The sequence below is a fragment of the Streptomyces sp. NPDC001513 genome, assembly GCF_042894695.1.
In the GTDB taxonomy this organism is placed as follows: domain Bacteria; phylum Actinomycetota; class Actinomycetes; order Streptomycetales; family Streptomycetaceae; genus Streptomyces.
The window spans coordinates 60,787-78,643 of record NZ_JBIAVU010000020.1 but is presented as its reverse complement, the minus strand read 5'-3'; the positions used below and the strand labels follow the sequence as shown (position 1 = coordinate 78,643).

Here is a 17,857-nt window from a genome sequence, read left to right as displayed (position 1 = left end):
GTTCTCTCCTTCGGTCATGCCCCGACGATCAGGGCGGAGTTGAACCCACCGATGCCCCTGGCGAGCACCAGGGCGTGGGTGATGCGGTGCGGGGTGGCGGCGGTGCACAGGTTGATCCCGAGGGACGCGTCCGCTTCGACGTTGACGGTCGGGGGGATCGTCTGGTCGCGCAGGGCGAGCACCGCCATGGCGACGTCGAGTGAGGCGGTTCCGCAGCCCATGCGGCCCGTGGCCGCCTTGGGCGCGGTGACGGGGACGGAGTTCCGCCCGAAGACCTCCGCGAGGGCGGCGGCCTCGGCCCGGTCCGCCTGCCGGGTGCCGGCCGCGTCGGCGAAGACCACACCGATGTCGCGGGCGCGCAGCCGCGCCGCGTCGAGTGCGAGGCGGATCGCCTGGACCAGACCCGTCCCCGGCTCGGCCCGCGGGTCGTCCACGGTCGCCCCGTGGCCGAGCACCGACGCGTACCGGTCGTCGCTCTCGGACCGGAGGACGAGGTGGGCCCCGCCCTCGCCGTTGACCCACCCGCCTGCCCGTTCGTCGAACGGCAGGTATGCGGTGCGCGGGTCGGCGGACTTCGACAGCTGCCCGGTCGACGTGTGTGCGACCCGCCCCCAGGGGCACATGGTGCTGTCCACCGAGCCGGTCAGCATGACGCGGTTCCCGCGCGCCAGGCGGCGGGCGGCGGTCGCGATCGCGTCGAGGCCGCCGGCGTCGTCGGCGACGATCACTCCGCTGTGCCCCTGGCAGCCGTGGCGGATGGAGATCTGGCCGGTGTTGACCGCGTAGAACCAGGCGTAGGACTGATGGGTGCTCACGTACTTGGGGCCCTTGGACCACAGGTTCTGCAGTTCCTTCTGCCCGAACGCGTATCCGCCCGCGGTGGAGGCGGTCATGACTCCGATGTCGAGGGGGTCGACCTGGTCCCGGTCGATGCCGCTGTCGTCGAACGCCCCTGCCGCGGCGACCAGCGACATCTGTGTCATGCGGTCGGTGGCGGGCAGCAGCCTGCTGGGCAGTTCCTCCTGGCTGAAGTGGGGGACCTCGCCGCTGATGGGGTTGTCGTAGCGGGTGGAGTCGAACGACCGGGTCGGACCCAGGCCGCTGCACCCGTCGAGGAGGGCCTTCCAGTGCTCTTCCCGGGACAGGCCCAGCGGGGAGACGACACCGATGCCGGTGATGTGTGCGGTCATGAGCGCTTCTCCGGATCCGCGAGGACCATGGCGCTCTGGAACCCTCCGAAACCGCTGCCGGTCGTCAGGATTCCGTCGGTCCGCTGGTGCCTCGCATGTACGGGTACGTAGTCCAGGTCGAGCTCCGGGTCCGGCCGGGTGAGGTTGGCCGTCGGCGGGATCACGTCGTGCCGCAGCGCCAGGGCGCACGCGGCGATCTCCAGCGAGCCGATGGCCCCCAGCGAGTGGCCCACCATGGACTTGATGGAGCTGATGGGCACATGGCGGGCGGCGGCGCCCAGGGAGACCTTGAGCGCATTGGTCTCGTGCCTGTCGTTCTGCTTGGTCCCGCTGCCGTGGGCGTTGACGTAGTCGAGCTCGCCCGGGTCCATCCGGGCCTGGGTCAGGGCGGCGGTGACGGCCTGCGCCAGCTCACGCCCGTCGGCCTTCAGGCCGGTCATGTGGTACGCGTTGCAGCGGCTGGCGTACCCCTTGATCTCGCCGTAGACGCGCGCGCCGCGGCGCAGGGCGGACTCCTCCGACTCCAGGACGAACATCGCGCTGCCCTCGCCGAGGACGAATCCGCCCCGTGTCGCGTCGAACGGCCGGGAGGCGGTCTCCGGGGTGTCGTTGTAGGTCGAGGTCGCCTTGATCGTGTCGAAGCAGGCGACGGTGATGGGCGAGATGGGCGCGTCGGTGGCCCCGCAGACGACGGAGTCCAGAATGCCGTCCTGGATCAGTTCCCATGCGTTGCCCACGGCATCGATCCCGGAAGTACAACCGGTCGACACGACACCGCTCTGCCCGGTGACGCCGAACTCCCGGGCGATGCCCGCGGCGAAGGAGCTGGGCACGAAGTACGAGTAGAGCTGGGCGGGGGAGTCCGGGATCACGTCCCAGAGGGACCCGTCCGCGCTGAGCCGGCGGTAGACCTCCTCCAGCTTGGTGGTGGCGCCGACGGCGGAGCCCACGACGACCCCGGCGCGGTCGGGCGGGCACGTGTCCCGCCAGCCCGCGTCCTCCACCGCCTCACGGGCGGCGACCAGGGCGAACTGGGCCGCCCGGTCCAGCTCCACGGACTGCTGCTCGGTCAGTCCCGCGGCCTCGGCCCGGAAGTCGACCTCGGCGGCCACCTGGGATCTGAACGGCTCCGGGTCGCAGAGGCTGAGCCGCCGGGTGGCGGTACGCCCCGCGGTCAGGAGGTCCCAGAAGGCCTCGCGGCCGACGCCGCCGGGCGCGACGACCCCTACCCCGGTGATGAACACGCGGCGGCTCAACGCTCGGCCCTCCAGTGGTAGAAGCGCTCGGCCATCGCGTCCTTCGGCGACCGCCAGGTCGGCGAGTAGGCCTCGATGTACGGCTTGAGGTCGTTGCTGATGCCGATGAACCGCGGGTCGGTCTTCGCCGCCTCCACCGCGGCGGTCCCGTCGGGGGTCTCGAAGTCCTGAAGGTGGAAGTAGAGACCGCGGTACCGGAAGAGCTCGCGGCGCAGGGTGCCCATCCGGGCGGGCATGTCGGTGGCGTCGAACGCGCCGAAGACGTCCGCCACCGCGTCCGCGTGGCCGGGGTCCATCCGGGCGACGATCAGAGAGCTGTACAAGGGTCTTCCTCCTCTGGTTACGCGGCGGGCTCGCCGAGCCAACGGCTGAGCGAGGCGCTCAGCCCGTCGCTCCGCGGGCCCGCCCAGGCGATGTGGCCGTCCGGCCGGACGAACAGGTTCAGGGGCTCGGCGGAGCCGGCTTTCCGTCGCGGTTCCTTCGGCCGCGCGTGCACCACGCGCACCCGGTCCCCCCACTGCGCGGCGAGCGGGGACGCCTCGCCGTCGTCGGCGAGGAGGACCAGCAGGGCGGAACCGTGCCGCAGCTCTTCGACGACGTCGCCGCCGGCCTCGACCACGGTGTCGCCACCGGCCCCGACCACGGTGTCGCCGCCGGCGCCGACCACGGCGAAGGCATCCGGTGCCAACCGCTCACCCACCGGTGACGACGCCTCCGGGTCGCCCATGTCGTACCGGATGTCCAGTCCGCTGACTCCGTCCGCCAGCCGGACCGACACCTCCGGCACCTCCAGCAGCCGCCGCACGATCTCGCGCAACGGGTCCGCCTCCGGTCCGCGCAGGAACAGCTGCCCCTGGGCGGCCGTGTTGAGCAGCAGTTCCCGGCCGACCGGGTGCCGCTCGGCGTGGTAGCTGTCCAGGAGCGAATCCGGTGCGTGGCCCCGGCTCACCAGCGCGAGCTTCCAGCCGAGGTTCACCGCGTCCTGGAGCGAAACGTTCATGCCCTGGCCGCCCGCCGGGAGGTGCGTGTGCGCGCTGTCCCCGACGAGCAGCACACGGCCGTCCCGGTACGACTCCACGAGGGCCGAGGCATCGGAGAAGGAGCTCGCCCACAGGCATTCGCCGTCCGCCAGGGGTTTGCCGACGACGTTCTCGTACGCGTTCTTGATCTCGGCGTGGGTGACCGGTGCGCCCTGCGGCCGCATCGGCTGCGAGAAGTCGCAGACGATGACCCGTTCCGTCCCGTCGCCCAGCGGCGCGGACATGACCATGCCTTTCTCGTGCTTGACCCCGAAGGGTTCGTTGGGCAGCCCGCAACCGCGCAGGTCGCCGAGGAGCATCTGGACGGAAGGGGGCGTGCGGCGGGCGGTCATGCCGATCGCTTCGCGAACGCCACTGGCCGCCCCGTCGCAACCGGCCACGTAGTCCGCCTCGACGGTGCGCCGCCCGGCCGGACCGCTGAGCACGCAGCGGTATCCGGAGCCGGTGGGCTCCATGGACTCCAGCCTCCATGGCCTCAGGGCCGTGACCCCCCGCTCCTCGCACCAGTCGGCGAGGACCTGTTCGGTCCTGGACTGCGGGTACTGGTTGGCCGGTCTCAGCGTGCTGGACAGGAAGTCTCCATCGATGTTCAGGCCGGCGAAATGCACTCCCGGTACCTGGGCGAGCCCCTTGAAGCGGCCCAGGATGCCGCGCTGCTTGAAGATCTCCAGCGTCCGGACCGTGAAGCCCAGGGCCCGGGACTGTCCGCTCGGGCTCGGCAGTGCGTCGATCAGCAGCGGCCGGACTCCGTGGAGCGCCAGCTCGGCACTGAGCATGAGACCTGTGGGACCGGCTCCCACGACGAGAACCGGTACGTGCGACCGAATGGCTTCTGCGGCGTGCAACGTCATGCCGCTTACGGTGCTCTGAATTGCGCGGCCGGAGTAGGTCACCTGTGGTGAGGACGGGGGGATATTCGTGCTATCGCAGGGGAACTCCCGTGACAGGCAAGGGATTTGGAGGAGAGCGGGTGCGGCCTTCGAGCTGCGCTCGCACGGTCCCGGCCGGGACACGTGCGCAGCCGAAGGCCGCAGGTGCCGTCAGCGGTCAGCCGTCAACGGGTCAGGAGCAGGAGCAGGCAGCGGCCCTGGTGCGTCACACCGGAACGACGTCTTCCCTGGGCTCCGCGGCGACGTCCGCGACGTCCGCGCGCAGCGGCTTGAGCGCGGCCGACCAGGCGACGACCTCGTCCAGCATCGTGTTCACCGCCGGTTCCTGCCGCTCCCCCGGCGTGAACCGGCCGGCCGACGTCGGGTCCGTCATGTCGCATCCCGTGTAGTCGAAGTCGCCGAACACCGACAGGACGACCTGGCTCCGCACACCCGCGACCTTCACCTCGGCCAGCGCCAGCCGCAGGTGCTCGACGGCGCGGGTCCCGCCGTGCACGCCGTAGCCGACGAATCCGGCCGCCTTGTCGTTCCACTCGGCGAACAGGTGGTCGACGGCGTTCTTCAGCGCCGCGGGCACGGAGTGGTTGTACTCGGGGGTCACGAACACGAACCCGTCGAACGAGCCGATGGCGTCGGCCCACCGCCGGGTGGTCTCGTTCCGGTACCGGCCGAACATGGCGGGCACGGGCTCGTCCAGCAACGGCAGCGCGTAGTCCGCCAGGTCGACCAGTTCGAAGGTCACCTCGCCCCTCACGGCCGCGGGGTGCCGCGCGGCGACCTCAGCGACCCACCGGGCCACCGCCTCACCGCGACGGCCGGGTCGGGTGCTTCCGAGTAAGACGGCGATCCTGATCATCTGATGTGCTCCTTCTGTCTGTTGCGAGCCGCGGAACGCCCGGCGGCTTCGTGTCCTGGGAGGTACGGCGGCGTCACGCTCCTGGGTGGCCGGCGCCTTCGCCCCGGACCCGGCTCGCGAGGTGGCGTCCGGTGACCGAAGCCCGGCTCGCCATCAGGTCCTCGGGCAGCCCCGCGAACACGACGTCGCCGCCGGCCGCACCGGCGCCCGGCCCCATGTCGATCACCCAGTCCGCCTGCGCGATGACGTCCAGGTCGTGTTCCACCACGACAACCGTGCTGCCCTTCATGACGAGTTGGTCCAGAAGGCCGAGCAGACGCCCCACGTCCTGGCGGTGCAGCCCGGCCGTCGGCTCGTCGACCACGTAGAAGTCGGAGGGCGAGGCGAGTTCGACGGCGAGCTTGAGCCGCTGGCGCTCTCCCCCGGAGAGCGTCGACAGCGGCTGCCCGAGCCCCAAGTAGCCGAGCCCGGCCCCTTCCAGGCTCGCCAGCACCTCCCGGACCGCCGGTTCCGTGAAGAACGCGCACGCCTCACTGATGGACATGGCGAGGACGTCGGCGATACTGCGGTCGCGCAGCCGGTGGGCGAGCACCTCGCTGCGGAACCGGGTGCCTTCGCACTCCTCGCAGGGCGATTCCACGGTGTCGCCGCGGCCGAGCTCCGTCACGACGACGCCGAGGCCGTTGCAGGCCGGGCAGGCGCCCGCCGAGTTCGACGAGAACTGGGCGGCACTCACCCCGGTGGCACGGGCGAAGGCCTTGCGGATGGGGTCGAGGATGCCCGTCCAGCTCGCCGGGGTGCTGCGCCTGCTGCCCCGGGGGAGGCTCTGGTCGATGATCACGCACGAGTCCAGGCGGGAGGGCAGCACTCCACGGGCCAGCGAGCTCTTGCCCGCTCCCGCGACACCGCTCACGGCGACGAAGACGCCGAGGGGGATCTCCACCGTGACGTCGCGCAGGTTGTGCAGGTCCGCGTTCTCCACCCGCAGCCGGCCCCGGGGTTCGCGGGCGGTCCGCAGCTGCGGCACGGTACGCAGCGACGCGGCGGTGGGTCCGTCCGAGGCGGCAAGCCCGCTCGGCGGACCGGCGTAGACGATCGTCCCGCCGCGGCTGCCGGCGCCGGGTCCCAGGTCGACGACGGCGTCGGCGACGTCGAGGACCTGCGGGTCGTGCTCCACGACAAGCACGGTGTTGCCCTTGTCGCGCAGGCTCGCCATCACCTTCAGCACCCGGTCGACGTCGTCGGCGTGCAGGCCTGTCGTCGGTTCGTCGAAGACGTATGTCAGGTCCGTCAGCGCCGAACCGAGGTGGCGCACCATCTTGACCCGCTGGGACTCGCCGCCGGACAGCGTGCCCGCACGTCGCTGGAGGTTGAGGTAGCCCAGGCCGAGCTCGACCATGGCGGTGAGCGCGCCGCGGATGCCGTGGACGACGCCCGCCATCGCGGGATCGTCCCACTGCCGCACGACTTCGAGGAGCCGGACGATCTCCATGTCGGTGCACTCGGCGATGCCCACGCCGTTGACCCGTACCGAGCGGGCCTCCTCCGACAGGCGGCTGCCCTCGCACGCCGTGCACTGCGCGGTGCCGGCGATCTGCTCGACCGCGGCCCGCACGTGCGGCTGGAGCGATTCGCGCTCCTTGTTCAGGTACAGGCGCCGCAGCTTGGGCAGGAGGCCCTCGTACGTCACCTTCAGCGAGCGGCTGTCGGTCTTGGCGTGCTCCAGGTGCAGCAGCCTCTCCCACTCCTGGTCGTCGTACTTGCCCAGGGGGAGGTCGGGGTCGAAGAAACCGGAGTTGACGAAGATCGACCAGAATCCGGTGCCGACCGCGAAGGTGGGGAACAGCAGCGCGCCGTCGTTGAGGGAGAGGTCCCGGTCCACCAGCTGATCGATGTCGACCTCCGTGACCACTCCGGTGCCCGAGCAGGTCGGGCACATGCCGGAGGGGTCGTTGAACGAGAACCGGCTGGGGGACCCGATGTACGGGGTGCCGTGCCGCGAGAAGAGCTGGCGCAGGAGGCCGTACGTGTCGGTGGCGGTCCCGATGGTGGACCGCGGGTCCGCGCCCAGCCGCTTCTGGTCCACGGTCACGACGGCGGAAAGGTTGCGCAGGCTGTCGACGTCCGGACGCACCGTCTGGGGCAGCAGCCCCTGGACGAACGTCGGCTGGGTCTCGTTGAGCAGGCGCTGCGACTCGGCCGCGATGGTGCCGAGTACCAGGGAACTCTTGCCTGAGCCCGAGACGCCGGTGAAGACGGTGAGCGCGCCCTTGCGCACGTCGATCGAGACGTCTCGGAGGTTGTTGGTGCGTGCCCCGCGCACCTCGATGTGGCCGCTGTCGTGGGACAGCCTGTTCGTCGCCCCGGCCGCTTCGTGGCGGTGTGCGCTGTCGACGGGCTGCTCCGCGGCGACCACTGTCGCTGCCTCGGTCAGTGATCGGGCGGGGTTCAAGGAGTCTCCTGTGATTGCCGGGCTGGACGAGCCAGGCTAGGAGGAGTAGAGGTCAGCTTCTGACCTCTACTCCCTCACGTGAGCGCGGTCACAGGGCCGGTTCACCCCCCGGGCCGGACGCGTCGGCCCGGGGGATGTCGACGTCGATGCGGCCCATCACACGGCGGGCCGCCTCGGCGAGTTCGGGCGGGCTCTCCACGGTGAACCGGCAGCTGAAGGTGACCAGGAAGCCGATGAGCGCCGACCACGACCAGGCCCCCATCCGAATCCGGGTGATCCGCTCGTCGACCGCTTCGAAACTCGCCGCGCCCGGGGCCCACTTGGCCACCAGCGCCGCGGGGCACTCCATCAGGACGGTGCCCCAGCAGGGCCAGGTGTCCGGGGTGTCCCCGCGGTCGGGCTGGCTCTGGACGAAGCGGGTGATGTCCCTCTCGGGGGCGTCGCGGTGGGGGAAGCGCCACCCGGTGGGGGCCGGCTGTTCGATCCGGTCGAGCCGGTAGGCGCGCCAGGAGCACCCGCGCTGGTCGTAGGCGACCATGTACCAGCGTCCCGACCAGACGACGAGCCGGTGGGGTTCGGCGAGGACCTCACCGCCGTCCACCTCGTCGACCTCGATGGACCGGTAGGTGAACCGCACGACTTCCCGCTCCTGGGCGGCGGCGCTCAGCTGTGCCACCAGTCCGGGGTCGACCTGGGGCGGGGCCAACTCCCAGGCGTTCTCGATCTGTTCGATGGAGAAGGTCGCGAGACGGCGGGAGAGATGGGGCGGCAGGAGCTCCCTGATGGAGTTCAGCGCGCGCTTGGTGGCGTCACCCATGCCGGCCACGGAGGCGGGCGCCGTCTGGAGCGACAGCGCGATGGCGACGGCCTGCTCGTCATCGACTATCAGCGGAGGAAGACGCGCCCCGCGGGACAGCCGGTAGTAACCGGAGGGGCCTTTCGTCGCCGTGACGGGGTAGCCCAGTTCACGGAGCCGGTTGATGTCGCGGCGGACGGTGCGCGGGGACACCCCCAGGCGCTCGGCCAGCCCGTCGCCGGCCCACTCCTTCTGTGCCTGAAGCAGGCTGAGGAGCTCCAGTGTGCGGTTGGCGATCAAGAATTGCCCTCCGATTGCGGTCAGTAGAGGTCAGCACGCGTCCTCTTCTCCTGCGATGGTGCCTTCGCTCCGGGGGGCGGCGCACGTCCCCCTCCCCCTCCCCCTCCAGTATTTCGCCCCCGGCGTTCCGCCGGGTGCGTCGCATCGAGAAGATCGGAAGAACGCAGTGGCTGAAAATCCAAGTCGATCCTCATCGGCCAATCGGGACGCTTGGCTGGGTTTGGTCGCGATTTCCCTCGGTGTGTCGCTGGTGGTCGTGGACTTCACCATCGTCAACGTGGTGATGCCCCCCATCATCGACGACCTGAAGATCTCCGCGTTCGGCGCCCAGTGGATCCAGGAGTCCTACGCGATCATCCTGGCAGCCCTGCTGCTGCTGATGGGGCGCCTGTCGGACATCGTGGGAGCGCGCCGACTGTTCGTCGTCGGCACCGTGGTCTTCGGGCTGGCGAGCATCGCCGCGGCGGTGGCGCCCTCCGGGGAGCTCCTGATCATCAGCCGGTTCGCCCAGGGCGTCGGCGGCGCGATCGTCATGCCGACGTCGCTGGCCCTGCTGAACATGACCTTCCGGGGACGCGATCGCGGCAAGGCCTTCGCCGTCTGGGGGTCCACGATCGGTGCGGCCGCGGCGGTCGGACCGCTGCTGGGCGGCTGGCTCGCCGAGTACTCCTGGCGGTGGGCGTTCGGCATCAACATCTTCGTCGTGGTGCTGATCCTCGCGGGCATCATGCGGTACCTCCAGCCGTCCCCCGGGCAGCCGGGCAAGGTCGACGTGGCCGGCGGCGTGCTGTCGGTGCTGGGCCTCGGACTGCTCGCCTTCGGTCTGATCGAGGGCCGCAACTACGGTTGGTGGGAGGCCCGCAAGGACTTCGGCCCCTTCGGTGACGTGGTGAACCTGTCGGTCGTCCCGGTCGCCCTGGCCGTCTCCGTGGTCAGCCTCGCGCTCTTCCTCCGGCTGCAGGTCCGGCTGACGCGCGCGAACGGCACGGCACCGCTGATGGACACCTCGCTGTTCGGCATCAAGTCCTTCAGCACGGGCAACATCGCGACGCTGATCATCGCGCTGGCGGAGTTCGGCATCCTCGCCGTACTGCCCCTGTGGCTCCAGTACACCCTGGGGTACTCCGTACTCCAGACCGGCCTGATGGTCTTCGTCGTCGCGGTCGGCAGCTTCTTCGCGAGCGGTGCCAGCTTCGGCATGGCCGAGAAGACCGGCCCCGTCGGCCTGGTCCGCATCGGCCTGGTGCTCGAAGCGCTCGGTCTGCTGATGTTCGGCCTGCTGGCGAGCAGCGACTCCCCGTGGTGGGTCATCGGCATCGCCCTGTTCCTGTACGGCATGGGGGTCGGCTTCGCCACCGCGCAGGTCACCAACGTCGTCCTGGCGGATGTACCGCCGCAGCAGGCCGGCCAGGGCTCCGGAATCCAGAGCGCCGCGCGTCAGCTCGGCTCCGCGCTCGGCATCGCGATCCTGACGTCGACGTTCTTCACGGCGCTGGACTCCGACCTGTCCGAGCGGCTCGCCCGGCAGGGAACGCCCAACGCGGACGAGCTGTCCTCGGCGGTCTCCGACAGCGCGGGCGCGATGATCTCCGGGCTGAGCGAGAACCCCGCGACGGCCCAGGCCGCCGCCGCCGCACGGGATGCCATGTCCTACGGGGTCCAGATCAACGGGTACACCTGCGCCGCGCTGCTCGTGCTCGGAATGCTCGCGACCTTCCTCATCCCCCAGCGCAAGCCGGACGCCCGGCAGTGGGGCGAACAGGACGCTTCCGGCGGGGCGCCGGAAGCCGGCGCCGACGTCCGGCGGACGCCCGCCTCCTAGAGGCCACGGCTCGGCCCCATGGCTCCATCAGCCGCAGAGTGCTGCGGGTCGGGCGAATCCGCTCCGTCCCGCAGCGCTCTGCACTGTTCCGGCGCTGATCCCAGGACCATCCCATGGGAATACCTAGCGCCGTTCCGGCCCCGGCAACAGAGTGTGTTCGAGAGCGAACTGCCCTTGCAACGGTGCCTCATTTCGACGCATGGCAACCAGTCGAAGGGAAATCATGACCATTACAAGCACGGAATCGCTGCGCCCGCCGTCGCCCCCCGTCAGCGTCCAGCTTCTCGATCTCCTCATGGGAAGCTGGCGCTCTGGTGTCGTCAGCACATTCGCAGAACTCGGCGTGGCCGACGCGCTGGGGCCCGGCGGCCTGACGCCGGCGCAACTCGCCGTTCGGCTCGGCCTGAAACACGATGTAGCGGAACGTTTCTTCCGCGCCAGCGCCTCTGTGGGCCTGCTGCGGCAGACCGAGCAGCACACCATGGAGCTGACCGCTCTGGGCCACGCCCTGGCCACCGACGACGACGCCTCCATGCGCAACTTCGCGCGCTGGACGGGATCCACGGCGGAACGAGCGACCTGGGCGCACCTGCCCACAGCAGTACGCACGGGCCGGTCCCCCTTCGCCGCGATGCACGGTTCCGGCGTATGGGAATTCATGGAATCGAATCCCGACACCGCCTCGGTCTTCAATTCCGCGATGACCGAGCTCTCCAAGAGGATCATCCGACCCGTGGTCGAGGCATTCGACTTCTCCCGGTTCGGCAGCATCACCGATGTCGGTGGAGGGCGAGGCGCGCTCCTCTCCGCCGTACTGCAAAAACACCCCGCAACGTCCGGCGTCCTCTTCGACCAGCCGGACGTGGTGTCGCGGGCCTGGCCGGAGCTGTCGGACGCGGGCGTCGCCGACCGCGTGACGGTGAAGGCCGGCTCCTTCTTCGACAGCGTCCCCGCGGGGAGCGACCTGTACATGGCCTCCAACGTGTTCCACGACTGGGACGACGCGCGCTCGCGCCTCATCCTCAGGAACATCGCGTCGGCCATGCACGAGGGAGCGCACCTCGCCGTCGTGGAGGCCGTGGCCGGCGTGGACGAGAAGGCGGACCAGGCCATCGCCCTTATGGACATGGACATGCTCGTCCTCTGCGAGGGCAAGCAGCGCACCGTGCAGGAGTTCCGGACCCTGATGTCCGAGGTCGGCATCGAGCTGGTCGGGGTCAGCCGCGCGGGACTGCAGTCCGTCATCGAAGGAAAGAAAGTCTCCTAGGAGGACGTATGCCGATCATCGAGCCCGAGAACGGCTCCCTGACCGTGTTCAACCTGTTCAACACCACCGACCCGGACAAGCAGGCGACTCTCCTGGAGGCCATGCGGGGCATCATCGCCAAGGCGAACTACCCGGGATGGCGGTCGTCCACGCTGCACGCGGGGGTGGCGAAGCCCTGCGCGGCCAACTACATCCAGTGGAGGTCGATCGACGACCTCAAGGAGCGGTACGACGGCGAGAACTTCAAGCACAACACCGTTCCCTACTTCACCGACCTGACCACGTCGGTGCACCTGCTGAAGACCGAGGTGGTGTCCGTCCAGACGAAGGACGGCGACGCCCGGACGGAAATAGCCCCGGACCGGGACGACTTCACCGTGATCGTCCTGATGGGGTGCGAGAGCAAGGACCAGAGCGAGCTCGTGTCCCTGCTCGACAAGCCGGACGCGTGGATGCGGCAGGTGCCCGGGTACCGCTCCCACAGCATCCTGCGCGCGCTCGACGGCACCATGGTCGTCAACTACGCCCAGTGGGACGACGCCGCTTCCTACGAGGCCTTCCACACCATGCCGGAGGAACAGCGCCCCGCGCACGACCAGCAGATGCGCGCACGCGGCAAGTCCCTGCTGACCTCGAGGGACGCCAACACCTACGAGACCGTCTTCTCCCAGTCGTGCGAAGGCTACGCGTCGTGACCCTGCCGATGTCACCCTTCACCGTGGGTCCCGAGGACCCCCGATACCTCGAGCTCTCGCACTCGGACAACCACCGGTTCGCCGTCGAGCCCGCGGAGTTCCACCTTCCGCTCACGCCGGACGACGTCGTCGCCTCCTTGCACAAGGCCGTCGCCGAAGGGCGGGCCGTAGCCTGCCGGTCCGGCGGGCACTGCGGTCAGGACTTCGTCGGCTCGCCGCGACGGGACCTCGTCCTGGACCTCCACAACCTCAACGCCGTCGGCCCGTCCGCCGAAGAGCCGGGGGTGCGGATCGGCGCGGGTGCGACGGTCGACCAGGCGCAGAAGGCCCTCTTCCGCCGCTGGAACGCGTCCCTGCCGCTCGGCGCCTGCTCCGCGGTGGGCATGGGAGGGCTGGTCGCCGGCGGCGGCTACGGTCCGTTGTCGCGCCAGCTCGGCCTGGCGGTCGACCACTTGCACGCCGTGGAGGTCGCCGTCGTGGACGAGTCGCGCAACGTCCGCCTGGTGACGGCGCGCGCCGACGACACCGGCGACCTCGGTGACCTCTTCTGGGCGCACACCGGCGGTGGGGGCGGCAACTTCGGGGTGGTCACCGCCTACGAGTTCCGCAGCCCGGAGCACCTCGCCACCGAGCCGATCGGACTGGCTCGGGCGAGCAGCCGACTGCACGTGCAGAAGATCGTCTACCCCTGGGCCGCGATGGACGAGGAGTCCTTCGTCACCGTGATGCGGCGCTTCTTCGCATGGCATGAACGCCACTCCGCGCCGGGAACACCGGAGAACTCGCTGTTCGCCAGCTTCTTCGTCAACCACCGCAACTCCGGGTTCCTCCAGCTCATGGTGCAGCAGGACGCCGACGTGGACCCCGAGGGGAGGATCCTGGACGACTTCGTCGCGTCGCTGACGGAGGGCACCCGCGCGGTGGGCATCCCCCGCGGGGGCGTGATGAGCTGGCTGACCGGCACCCGTTACATGAGCCAGGCCGACTGCGGTGACGTCATGGGGGCACGGTCGGCCTCCAAGTCCGCCTATCACCGCGCGACACCCACCGACGACCAGTTCGCGGTGCTCCACCGGCACCTGAACTCCGACCATCCCGGCCAGGCGTCGTACGTCATGTTCAACAGCTACGGGGGCGAGATCAACCGCCGCGCGCCGTCGGCCACCGCCGCTCCCCAGCGGGACTCCGTCGCCAAGTCGTCGTGGTTCACCGGCTGGCAGGACGCCTCGATGGACGAGCTCCACCTCGGCTGGCTGCGCGGTCTGTACGAGGAGTTCTTCGCCGGCACGGGAGGCGTGCCCGTCACCGGGGACCGCACCGACGGCTGCTACATCAACTACCCGGACACCGACCTGCTGGACGCCGAGCGCAACCGGTCGGAGCAGCCCTGGCACCACCTGTACTACAAGGACAACTACGCGCGTCTGCGGTCGGCGAAACGCACGTGGGACCCCCTGAACGTCTTCCACCACGCCATGTCCGTAGAACTCTGAGAGGAACCGCGAACGATGCCCACCGGCAGCACGGAGAAGATCCCCTTCGAAAAGCTCTACCAAGACGGGGAGAAGTCGGGCCCCCTCATGCCGTGGAACATCGGCGGCCCGCAGCCGGCCGTACGCCGGATCTGTGACGACGGCGGCTTCCACGGGCACGTGCTCGACCTGGGGTGCGGCCTCGGGGACAACGCGTTGTACCTGGCGTCCCAGGGCCTTCGGGTCTCCGCCGTCGACGTGTCGGAGGTCGCCGTCGAGTGCGGCCGCGAGAAGGCCCGCAGGAACGGCACGACCGTCGATTTCCGGGTGGCCGACGCGTTCTCCCTCGCGGCGGACGGCCCCCGGTACGACGTCGTCCTGGACAGCGCCTTCTTCCACACACTGCCGGCCGAGGAGACACCGCGGTACACGGAACTCCTCAGGGCCGTGTGCAACGACGGCGCCGAACTCCACCTGTTCACCTTCTCCAAGGAGCTCACCCCCGACTACCCGGGCCCGCGCCGCGTCTCGGAGCCGGAGCTGCGGGAGGCGTTCGCCGCGGACTGGGACATCAAGGTGATCGAGGCGACGCGCTACCACAGCTCGCTGCCCGCCGAAGCCGTGGCCAAGATGGTCGACCCGCGCACCTTCGAGGTCGACGCCCCCACCGACAACCTCGCCGACCAGCTGATCGACGAAGCCGGAAACGTCGTCTCCCGGATCTGGCACATGCACGCCGTACTGCGCCCGCAGGAAACCCGATCGGAGCACCGCGCATGAAGTTCGCCGCCGTCCTCGTCGTCAACTACCTGACCCCCTGGTATGAGTTGTCGCTCGAAGAGCGCATAGCCATCGAGCACGAGCACGTCTTCCCCAGCGTCGGGGCCTTCGTGAAAAGGGGCGGGAAGCTCACCCCCGTGCGCGCCATCAAGTACGGGCGTGAGGCGGAGAGCTTCTTCATCCTGGGCTTCGACGAGATGGAGGACTACCTGGACCTGGTCCGGGAGCTGCGTTCGAGCCACCTGCTGACCGCGGGTCTCGCCGTCATCGACTTCGAGACCGTGGGCCTGGAGGAGGCCTACTTCGCGGAGCGCGACAAGGACCGGTCGCCGGCGGTCGCCGCATGAAGGCCCTGTTCTACGCGGCGGGGACGAGCCCGGCCAGCGCATTCGCGATCGGTCCCCTCGCCTCGGCGCTCCGGGCGTCCGGGCACGAGATCATGGTGGCCTCCTTCGAGGAGATGTCCGGCGCGGTCACCGGAATCGGCCTGCCGTCCATCCCCGTGGCCCGCGGGCATTCGACCGAGAGCATCAAGGCCGCCGCCCACGGCAGGCCTGCGATCGAGTACCCCCACCGGCCCGAACAGGAGATGCCGTACCTGGGCCACTGGTTCGGCCGCCAGGGCAGCTACGTGTGCGACGACCTGGTGGACATCTGCCGGCTGTGGGGCGCCGACGTCCTGATCGCGGGCAGCCAGGGGCACGGGGCGGAGATCGCCGCCCGCGCGGCCGGCATCCCCTTCGTCCGCCAGTCCTGGGACCTGTTCGACATCCACGGTTACGAGGACTACCTCCACGAGGAGCTGGCGGACCAGCTCGCCGGGATCGGCGCCGACACGCTGCCCGACCCGTCGCTGCGCATCGACATCTGCCCGCCGGGCCTGACCGAGACCACCGGCACCTTCATGCGCTGGACGCCGCACAACAAGCAGCGGCAGATCGACCCGTGGATGCTGCAGACCCCGGACAGCGGCCGGGTGTGCCTGACCATGGGGAGCTTCCGGTACGCCTTCCCGGGCGCGATGGACCGGATCTCGGCCATCGTGGAGCGGCTGCTGGAGCTCGGCGTCGAAGTCGTCGTCGCCATCGGCGAGGCGGAGGGGAAGCAGCTCCAGGAGAAGCACCCGCGGGTCCGGGCCGGCTGGATCCCGCTGGAAGCCATACTCCCCACCTGCGAGGTGATCATCCACCCGGCCGGCGGCCTGACGGCGGTCAACGCCATCAACACCGCGACCCCGCAATTGATCCTCAACCCGTTCGAGGCCTTCACCCCGACCCTGAAGCGGCTCACGGACTACGGCTGCGCCCGGACGCTGTACCGCGAGGAAGGCAGCCCGGAGGCGATCGCGCAGGTCGTCAAGGAGATGCTGGGCGACTCCTCGTACAGCTTCAAGGCCCGGGAACTGGCCGAGCGGGCCGCCACGGCGCCCACCGCCGTGGGAATGGTGCCGCTGATCGAAGACCTCGTCGCGCGGGAAAAGGTGAACCGGTGAGTCCGACGACCCCCATTCCCCAGACCGATCTCGATCCGTACACCGACGCCTCGATCACCGACCCGTACCCGCTGTACAGCGCGCTCCGCGACGCCGCACCCGTGGTGTACCTCACCTCGCACCAGGTGCACTGCGCCGCCCGGTACGACGAGGTGTACACGGCCCTGCACCAGCACGGCACCTTCGTCTCCGGCGAAGGCGTGGGCCTCACCGACACCCTCAACAAGGCGCAGAAGGGCAGCAGCTTCACCAGCGACCCGCCCTACCACGCCTACGTACGCGGACTGGTGGCGCGGCACCTCAAGCCCCGGGCGATGGCCGAGATCACGGGGTACGTCACCTCCTGGGCGGACCGGCTGGTCCGCGAACTCGTGGAACGGCAGTCGTTCGACGCCGTCCGGGACTTCGCCGTGGCGTTCCCCCTGGCCGTGGTCCCGGATCTGCTGGGATGGCCGGAGGACGAGGGCAAGGAACGGCTCCTGGAGTGGGCCAGTGCCGGATTCAACGCCTTCGGGCCGATGAACGAGCGCACACAGGCCGGGCTCCCCCTGCTCGGCGAGATGGGCCGGTTCCTCCACCGGATGTCGCAGCCGGGCAATCTGCGCCCCGGGAGCTGGGGGGCCGAACTGGTCTCCGAGGCCCGTGAGGGCAAGATCGAGGACAAGCTGCTGCCCGGCCTGCTCGGTGACTTCCTGGCCCCGTCCATGGACACGTCCGTCAGCGCGCTGTCCAGCATGATGTGGCTACTCGGCACGCACCAGGACCAGTGGCAGCGGCTGAAGGAGGACCCCTCGCTGGTCTCGTCGGCCTTCAACGAGATCATCAGGTTCGAGTCGCCGCTCCGCGGGTTCACCCGTTACGTGGCGGAGGACACCGAGCTGGGCGGGGCGGCCCTGCCCCGCGGGTCGCGGGTGCTCCTGCTGTTCGGCTCGGCCAACCGCGACGAGAGGTTCTGGAAGGACCCGGAGACCTTCGACATCGCCCGGCCGGGCGTGGCCCAGCAGATCGGTTTCGGGCACGGCATCCACGCGTGCGTCGGCCAGGCCTTGTCGCGCTTGGAGGGGCAGAGCCTCCTGGAGGCGCTGATCCGCCACGTCGACAGGATCGAGGTCGGAGAACCTGCGTGGAGGCTGCACAACACCATCCGCGGCATCGACAAGATGGACGTGACGCTCCATGGACGAACGTCCTGAACCCGGCAGAGTGCTGGCGGTGGTCAGGATCGACGCCCGGCGGTGCGAACTGCACCAACAGTGCGAGGGCCTCTCGGACACGCTCTTCGCCTCCCCCGGCCAGCAGCTCGTCGTCCGCGAGGGAAGCGAGGACGTCGGTCACATGGAGCGGCTGATCAGGTCCTGCCCGATGGGCGCCCTCGATCTGGACGTGACGCCCTCCGCGGCACCCGGTGAGCCCCTGGAGAACGCACCGGAGAACGCACGCTGAGGCCCTTGAGGAGCGGTCCCCCCCTGACGGGGCGGACCGCTCCGGTACGAGTGGCGCACAGACCGTGTCTGGTTGTGCACCTCCCTGCACACGCCGGCAGGCCGGC

At 69.9% G+C, this 17,857-nt stretch carries 16 protein-coding genes; 9 read left to right on the top strand and 7 right to left on the bottom strand.

The features are described from left to right. Positions 1–14 precede the first annotated feature (14 nt). The 7 genes from ACFYZ4_RS35605 to ACFYZ4_RS35575 all read right to left on the bottom strand — a co-directional run bounded on the left by ACFYZ4_RS35605 (position 15) and on the right by ACFYZ4_RS35575 (position 8,780). Entirely contained in the window at positions 15–1,190 is a 1,176-nt protein-coding gene (locus ACFYZ4_RS35605; RefSeq protein WP_384341690.1) for a ketosynthase chain-length factor, read from the bottom strand. Beyond that, a complete protein-coding gene (locus ACFYZ4_RS35600) occupies positions 1,187–2,446 on the bottom strand; it encodes a beta-ketoacyl-[acyl-carrier-protein] synthase family protein (RefSeq protein ID WP_390785900.1) in 1,260 nt (419 codons plus the stop codon). Before ACFYZ4_RS35600 ends, ACFYZ4_RS35605 begins: the two co-directional genes overlap by 4 nt. Next, positions 2,443–2,769 (bottom strand): TcmI family type II polyketide cyclase, encoded by a 327-nt coding sequence (locus tag ACFYZ4_RS35595; protein ID WP_351289074.1) that lies wholly within the window; start codon positions 2,767–2,769, stop codon positions 2,443–2,445. Before ACFYZ4_RS35595 ends, ACFYZ4_RS35600 begins: the two co-directional genes overlap by 4 nt. A gap of 17 nt (positions 2,770–2,786) precedes the next feature. Continuing rightward, positions 2,787–4,337: an FAD-dependent monooxygenase gene (locus ACFYZ4_RS35590; protein WP_390785899.1), complete on the bottom strand. Its 1,551-nt coding sequence runs from the start codon at positions 4,335–4,337 to the stop codon at positions 2,787–2,789. 244 nt (positions 4,338–4,581) lie between these two features. Beyond that, positions 4,582–5,232, bottom strand: a complete 651-nt coding sequence (locus ACFYZ4_RS35585; RefSeq protein WP_390785898.1) for an NADPH-dependent FMN reductase — start codon at positions 5,230–5,232, stop codon at positions 4,582–4,584. A 73-nt stretch (positions 5,233–5,305) separates the two neighbouring features. Further along, complete coding sequence (locus ACFYZ4_RS35580) at positions 5,306–7,582, bottom strand: ATP-binding cassette domain-containing protein (RefSeq protein ID WP_390785940.1); 2,277 nt, start codon at positions 7,580–7,582, stop codon at positions 5,306–5,308. 190 nt (positions 7,583–7,772) lie between these two features. Further along, positions 7,773–8,780, bottom strand: a complete 1,008-nt coding sequence (locus ACFYZ4_RS35575; RefSeq protein WP_390785897.1) for a helix-turn-helix transcriptional regulator — start codon at positions 8,778–8,780, stop codon at positions 7,773–7,775. 220 nt (positions 8,781–9,000) lie between these two features. Between ACFYZ4_RS35575 and ACFYZ4_RS35570 the strand changes: the two genes are divergently transcribed. From ACFYZ4_RS35570 to ACFYZ4_RS35530, 9 genes are all read left to right on the top strand, one after another. Continuing rightward, a complete protein-coding gene (locus tag ACFYZ4_RS35570) occupies positions 9,001–10,602 on the top strand; it encodes an MFS transporter (protein WP_390785896.1) in 1,602 nt (533 codons plus the stop codon). A gap of 199 nt (positions 10,603–10,801) precedes the next feature. After that, a complete protein-coding gene (locus tag ACFYZ4_RS35565) occupies positions 10,802–11,869 on the top strand; it encodes a methyltransferase (protein ID WP_390785895.1) in 1,068 nt (355 codons plus the stop codon). A gap of 8 nt (positions 11,870–11,877) precedes the next feature. Continuing rightward, on the top strand, positions 11,878–12,564 hold the full coding sequence (locus tag ACFYZ4_RS35560; RefSeq protein ID WP_384341677.1) for an antibiotic biosynthesis monooxygenase: 687 nt from the start codon (positions 11,878–11,880) through the stop codon (positions 12,562–12,564). Further along, on the top strand, positions 12,561–14,057 hold the full coding sequence (locus ACFYZ4_RS35555) for an FAD-binding protein (protein ID WP_390785894.1): 1,497 nt from the start codon (positions 12,561–12,563) through the stop codon (positions 14,055–14,057). Before ACFYZ4_RS35560 ends, ACFYZ4_RS35555 begins: the two co-directional genes overlap by 4 nt. A 15-nt stretch (positions 14,058–14,072) precedes the next feature. Next, the gene (locus tag ACFYZ4_RS35550; RefSeq protein WP_390785893.1) at positions 14,073–14,816 is read left to right on the top strand and encodes a class I SAM-dependent methyltransferase; all 744 of its coding nucleotides are present in this window, start codon (positions 14,073–14,075) and stop codon (positions 14,814–14,816) included. Beyond that, complete coding sequence (locus ACFYZ4_RS35545; protein ID WP_384341673.1) at positions 14,813–15,163, top strand: hypothetical protein; 351 nt, start codon at positions 14,813–14,815, stop codon at positions 15,161–15,163. Before ACFYZ4_RS35550 ends, ACFYZ4_RS35545 begins: the two co-directional genes overlap by 4 nt. Continuing rightward, on the top strand, positions 15,160–16,308 hold the full coding sequence (locus tag ACFYZ4_RS35540; RefSeq protein ID WP_351289054.1) for a glycosyltransferase: 1,149 nt from the start codon (positions 15,160–15,162) through the stop codon (positions 16,306–16,308). The genes ACFYZ4_RS35545 and ACFYZ4_RS35540 overlap by 4 nt, the downstream gene beginning before the upstream one ends. Next, on the top strand, positions 16,305–17,501 hold the full coding sequence (locus ACFYZ4_RS35535; RefSeq protein WP_390785892.1) for a cytochrome P450: 1,197 nt from the start codon (positions 16,305–16,307) through the stop codon (positions 17,499–17,501). The genes ACFYZ4_RS35540 and ACFYZ4_RS35535 overlap by 4 nt, the downstream gene beginning before the upstream one ends. Further along, entirely contained in the window at positions 17,485–17,751 is a 267-nt protein-coding gene (locus ACFYZ4_RS35530; RefSeq protein WP_390785891.1) for a hypothetical protein, read from the top strand. Before ACFYZ4_RS35535 ends, ACFYZ4_RS35530 begins: the two co-directional genes overlap by 17 nt. Positions 17,752–17,857 lie beyond the last annotated feature (106 nt).

Bases quoted from the DNA above. Each gene is read 5' to 3' on its own strand.
- ACFYZ4_RS35605 (WP_384341690.1), bottom strand. From the start codon at position 1,190: ATGACCGCACACATCACCGGCATCGGTGTCGTCTCCCCGCTGGGCCTG.
- ACFYZ4_RS35590 (WP_390785899.1), bottom strand. From the start codon at position 4,337: ATGACGTTGCACGCCGCAGAAGCCATTCGGTCGCACGTACCGGTTCTC.
- ACFYZ4_RS35585 (WP_390785898.1), bottom strand. From the start codon at position 5,232: ATGATCAGGATCGCCGTCTTACTCGGAAGCACCCGACCCGGCCGTCGC.
- ACFYZ4_RS35565 (WP_390785895.1), top strand. From the start codon at position 10,802: ATGGCAACCAGTCGAAGGGAAATCATGACCATTACAAGCACGGAATCG.
- ACFYZ4_RS35560 (WP_384341677.1), top strand. From the start codon at position 11,878: ATGCCGATCATCGAGCCCGAGAACGGCTCCCTGACCGTGTTCAACCTG.
- ACFYZ4_RS35550 (WP_390785893.1), top strand. From the start codon at position 14,073: ATGCCCACCGGCAGCACGGAGAAGATCCCCTTCGAAAAGCTCTACCAA.
- ACFYZ4_RS35545 (WP_384341673.1), top strand. From the start codon at position 14,813: ATGAAGTTCGCCGCCGTCCTCGTCGTCAACTACCTGACCCCCTGGTAT.
- ACFYZ4_RS35540 (WP_351289054.1), top strand. From the start codon at position 15,160: ATGAAGGCCCTGTTCTACGCGGCGGGGACGAGCCCGGCCAGCGCATTC.
- ACFYZ4_RS35530 (WP_390785891.1), top strand. From the start codon at position 17,485: ATGGACGAACGTCCTGAACCCGGCAGAGTGCTGGCGGTGGTCAGGATC.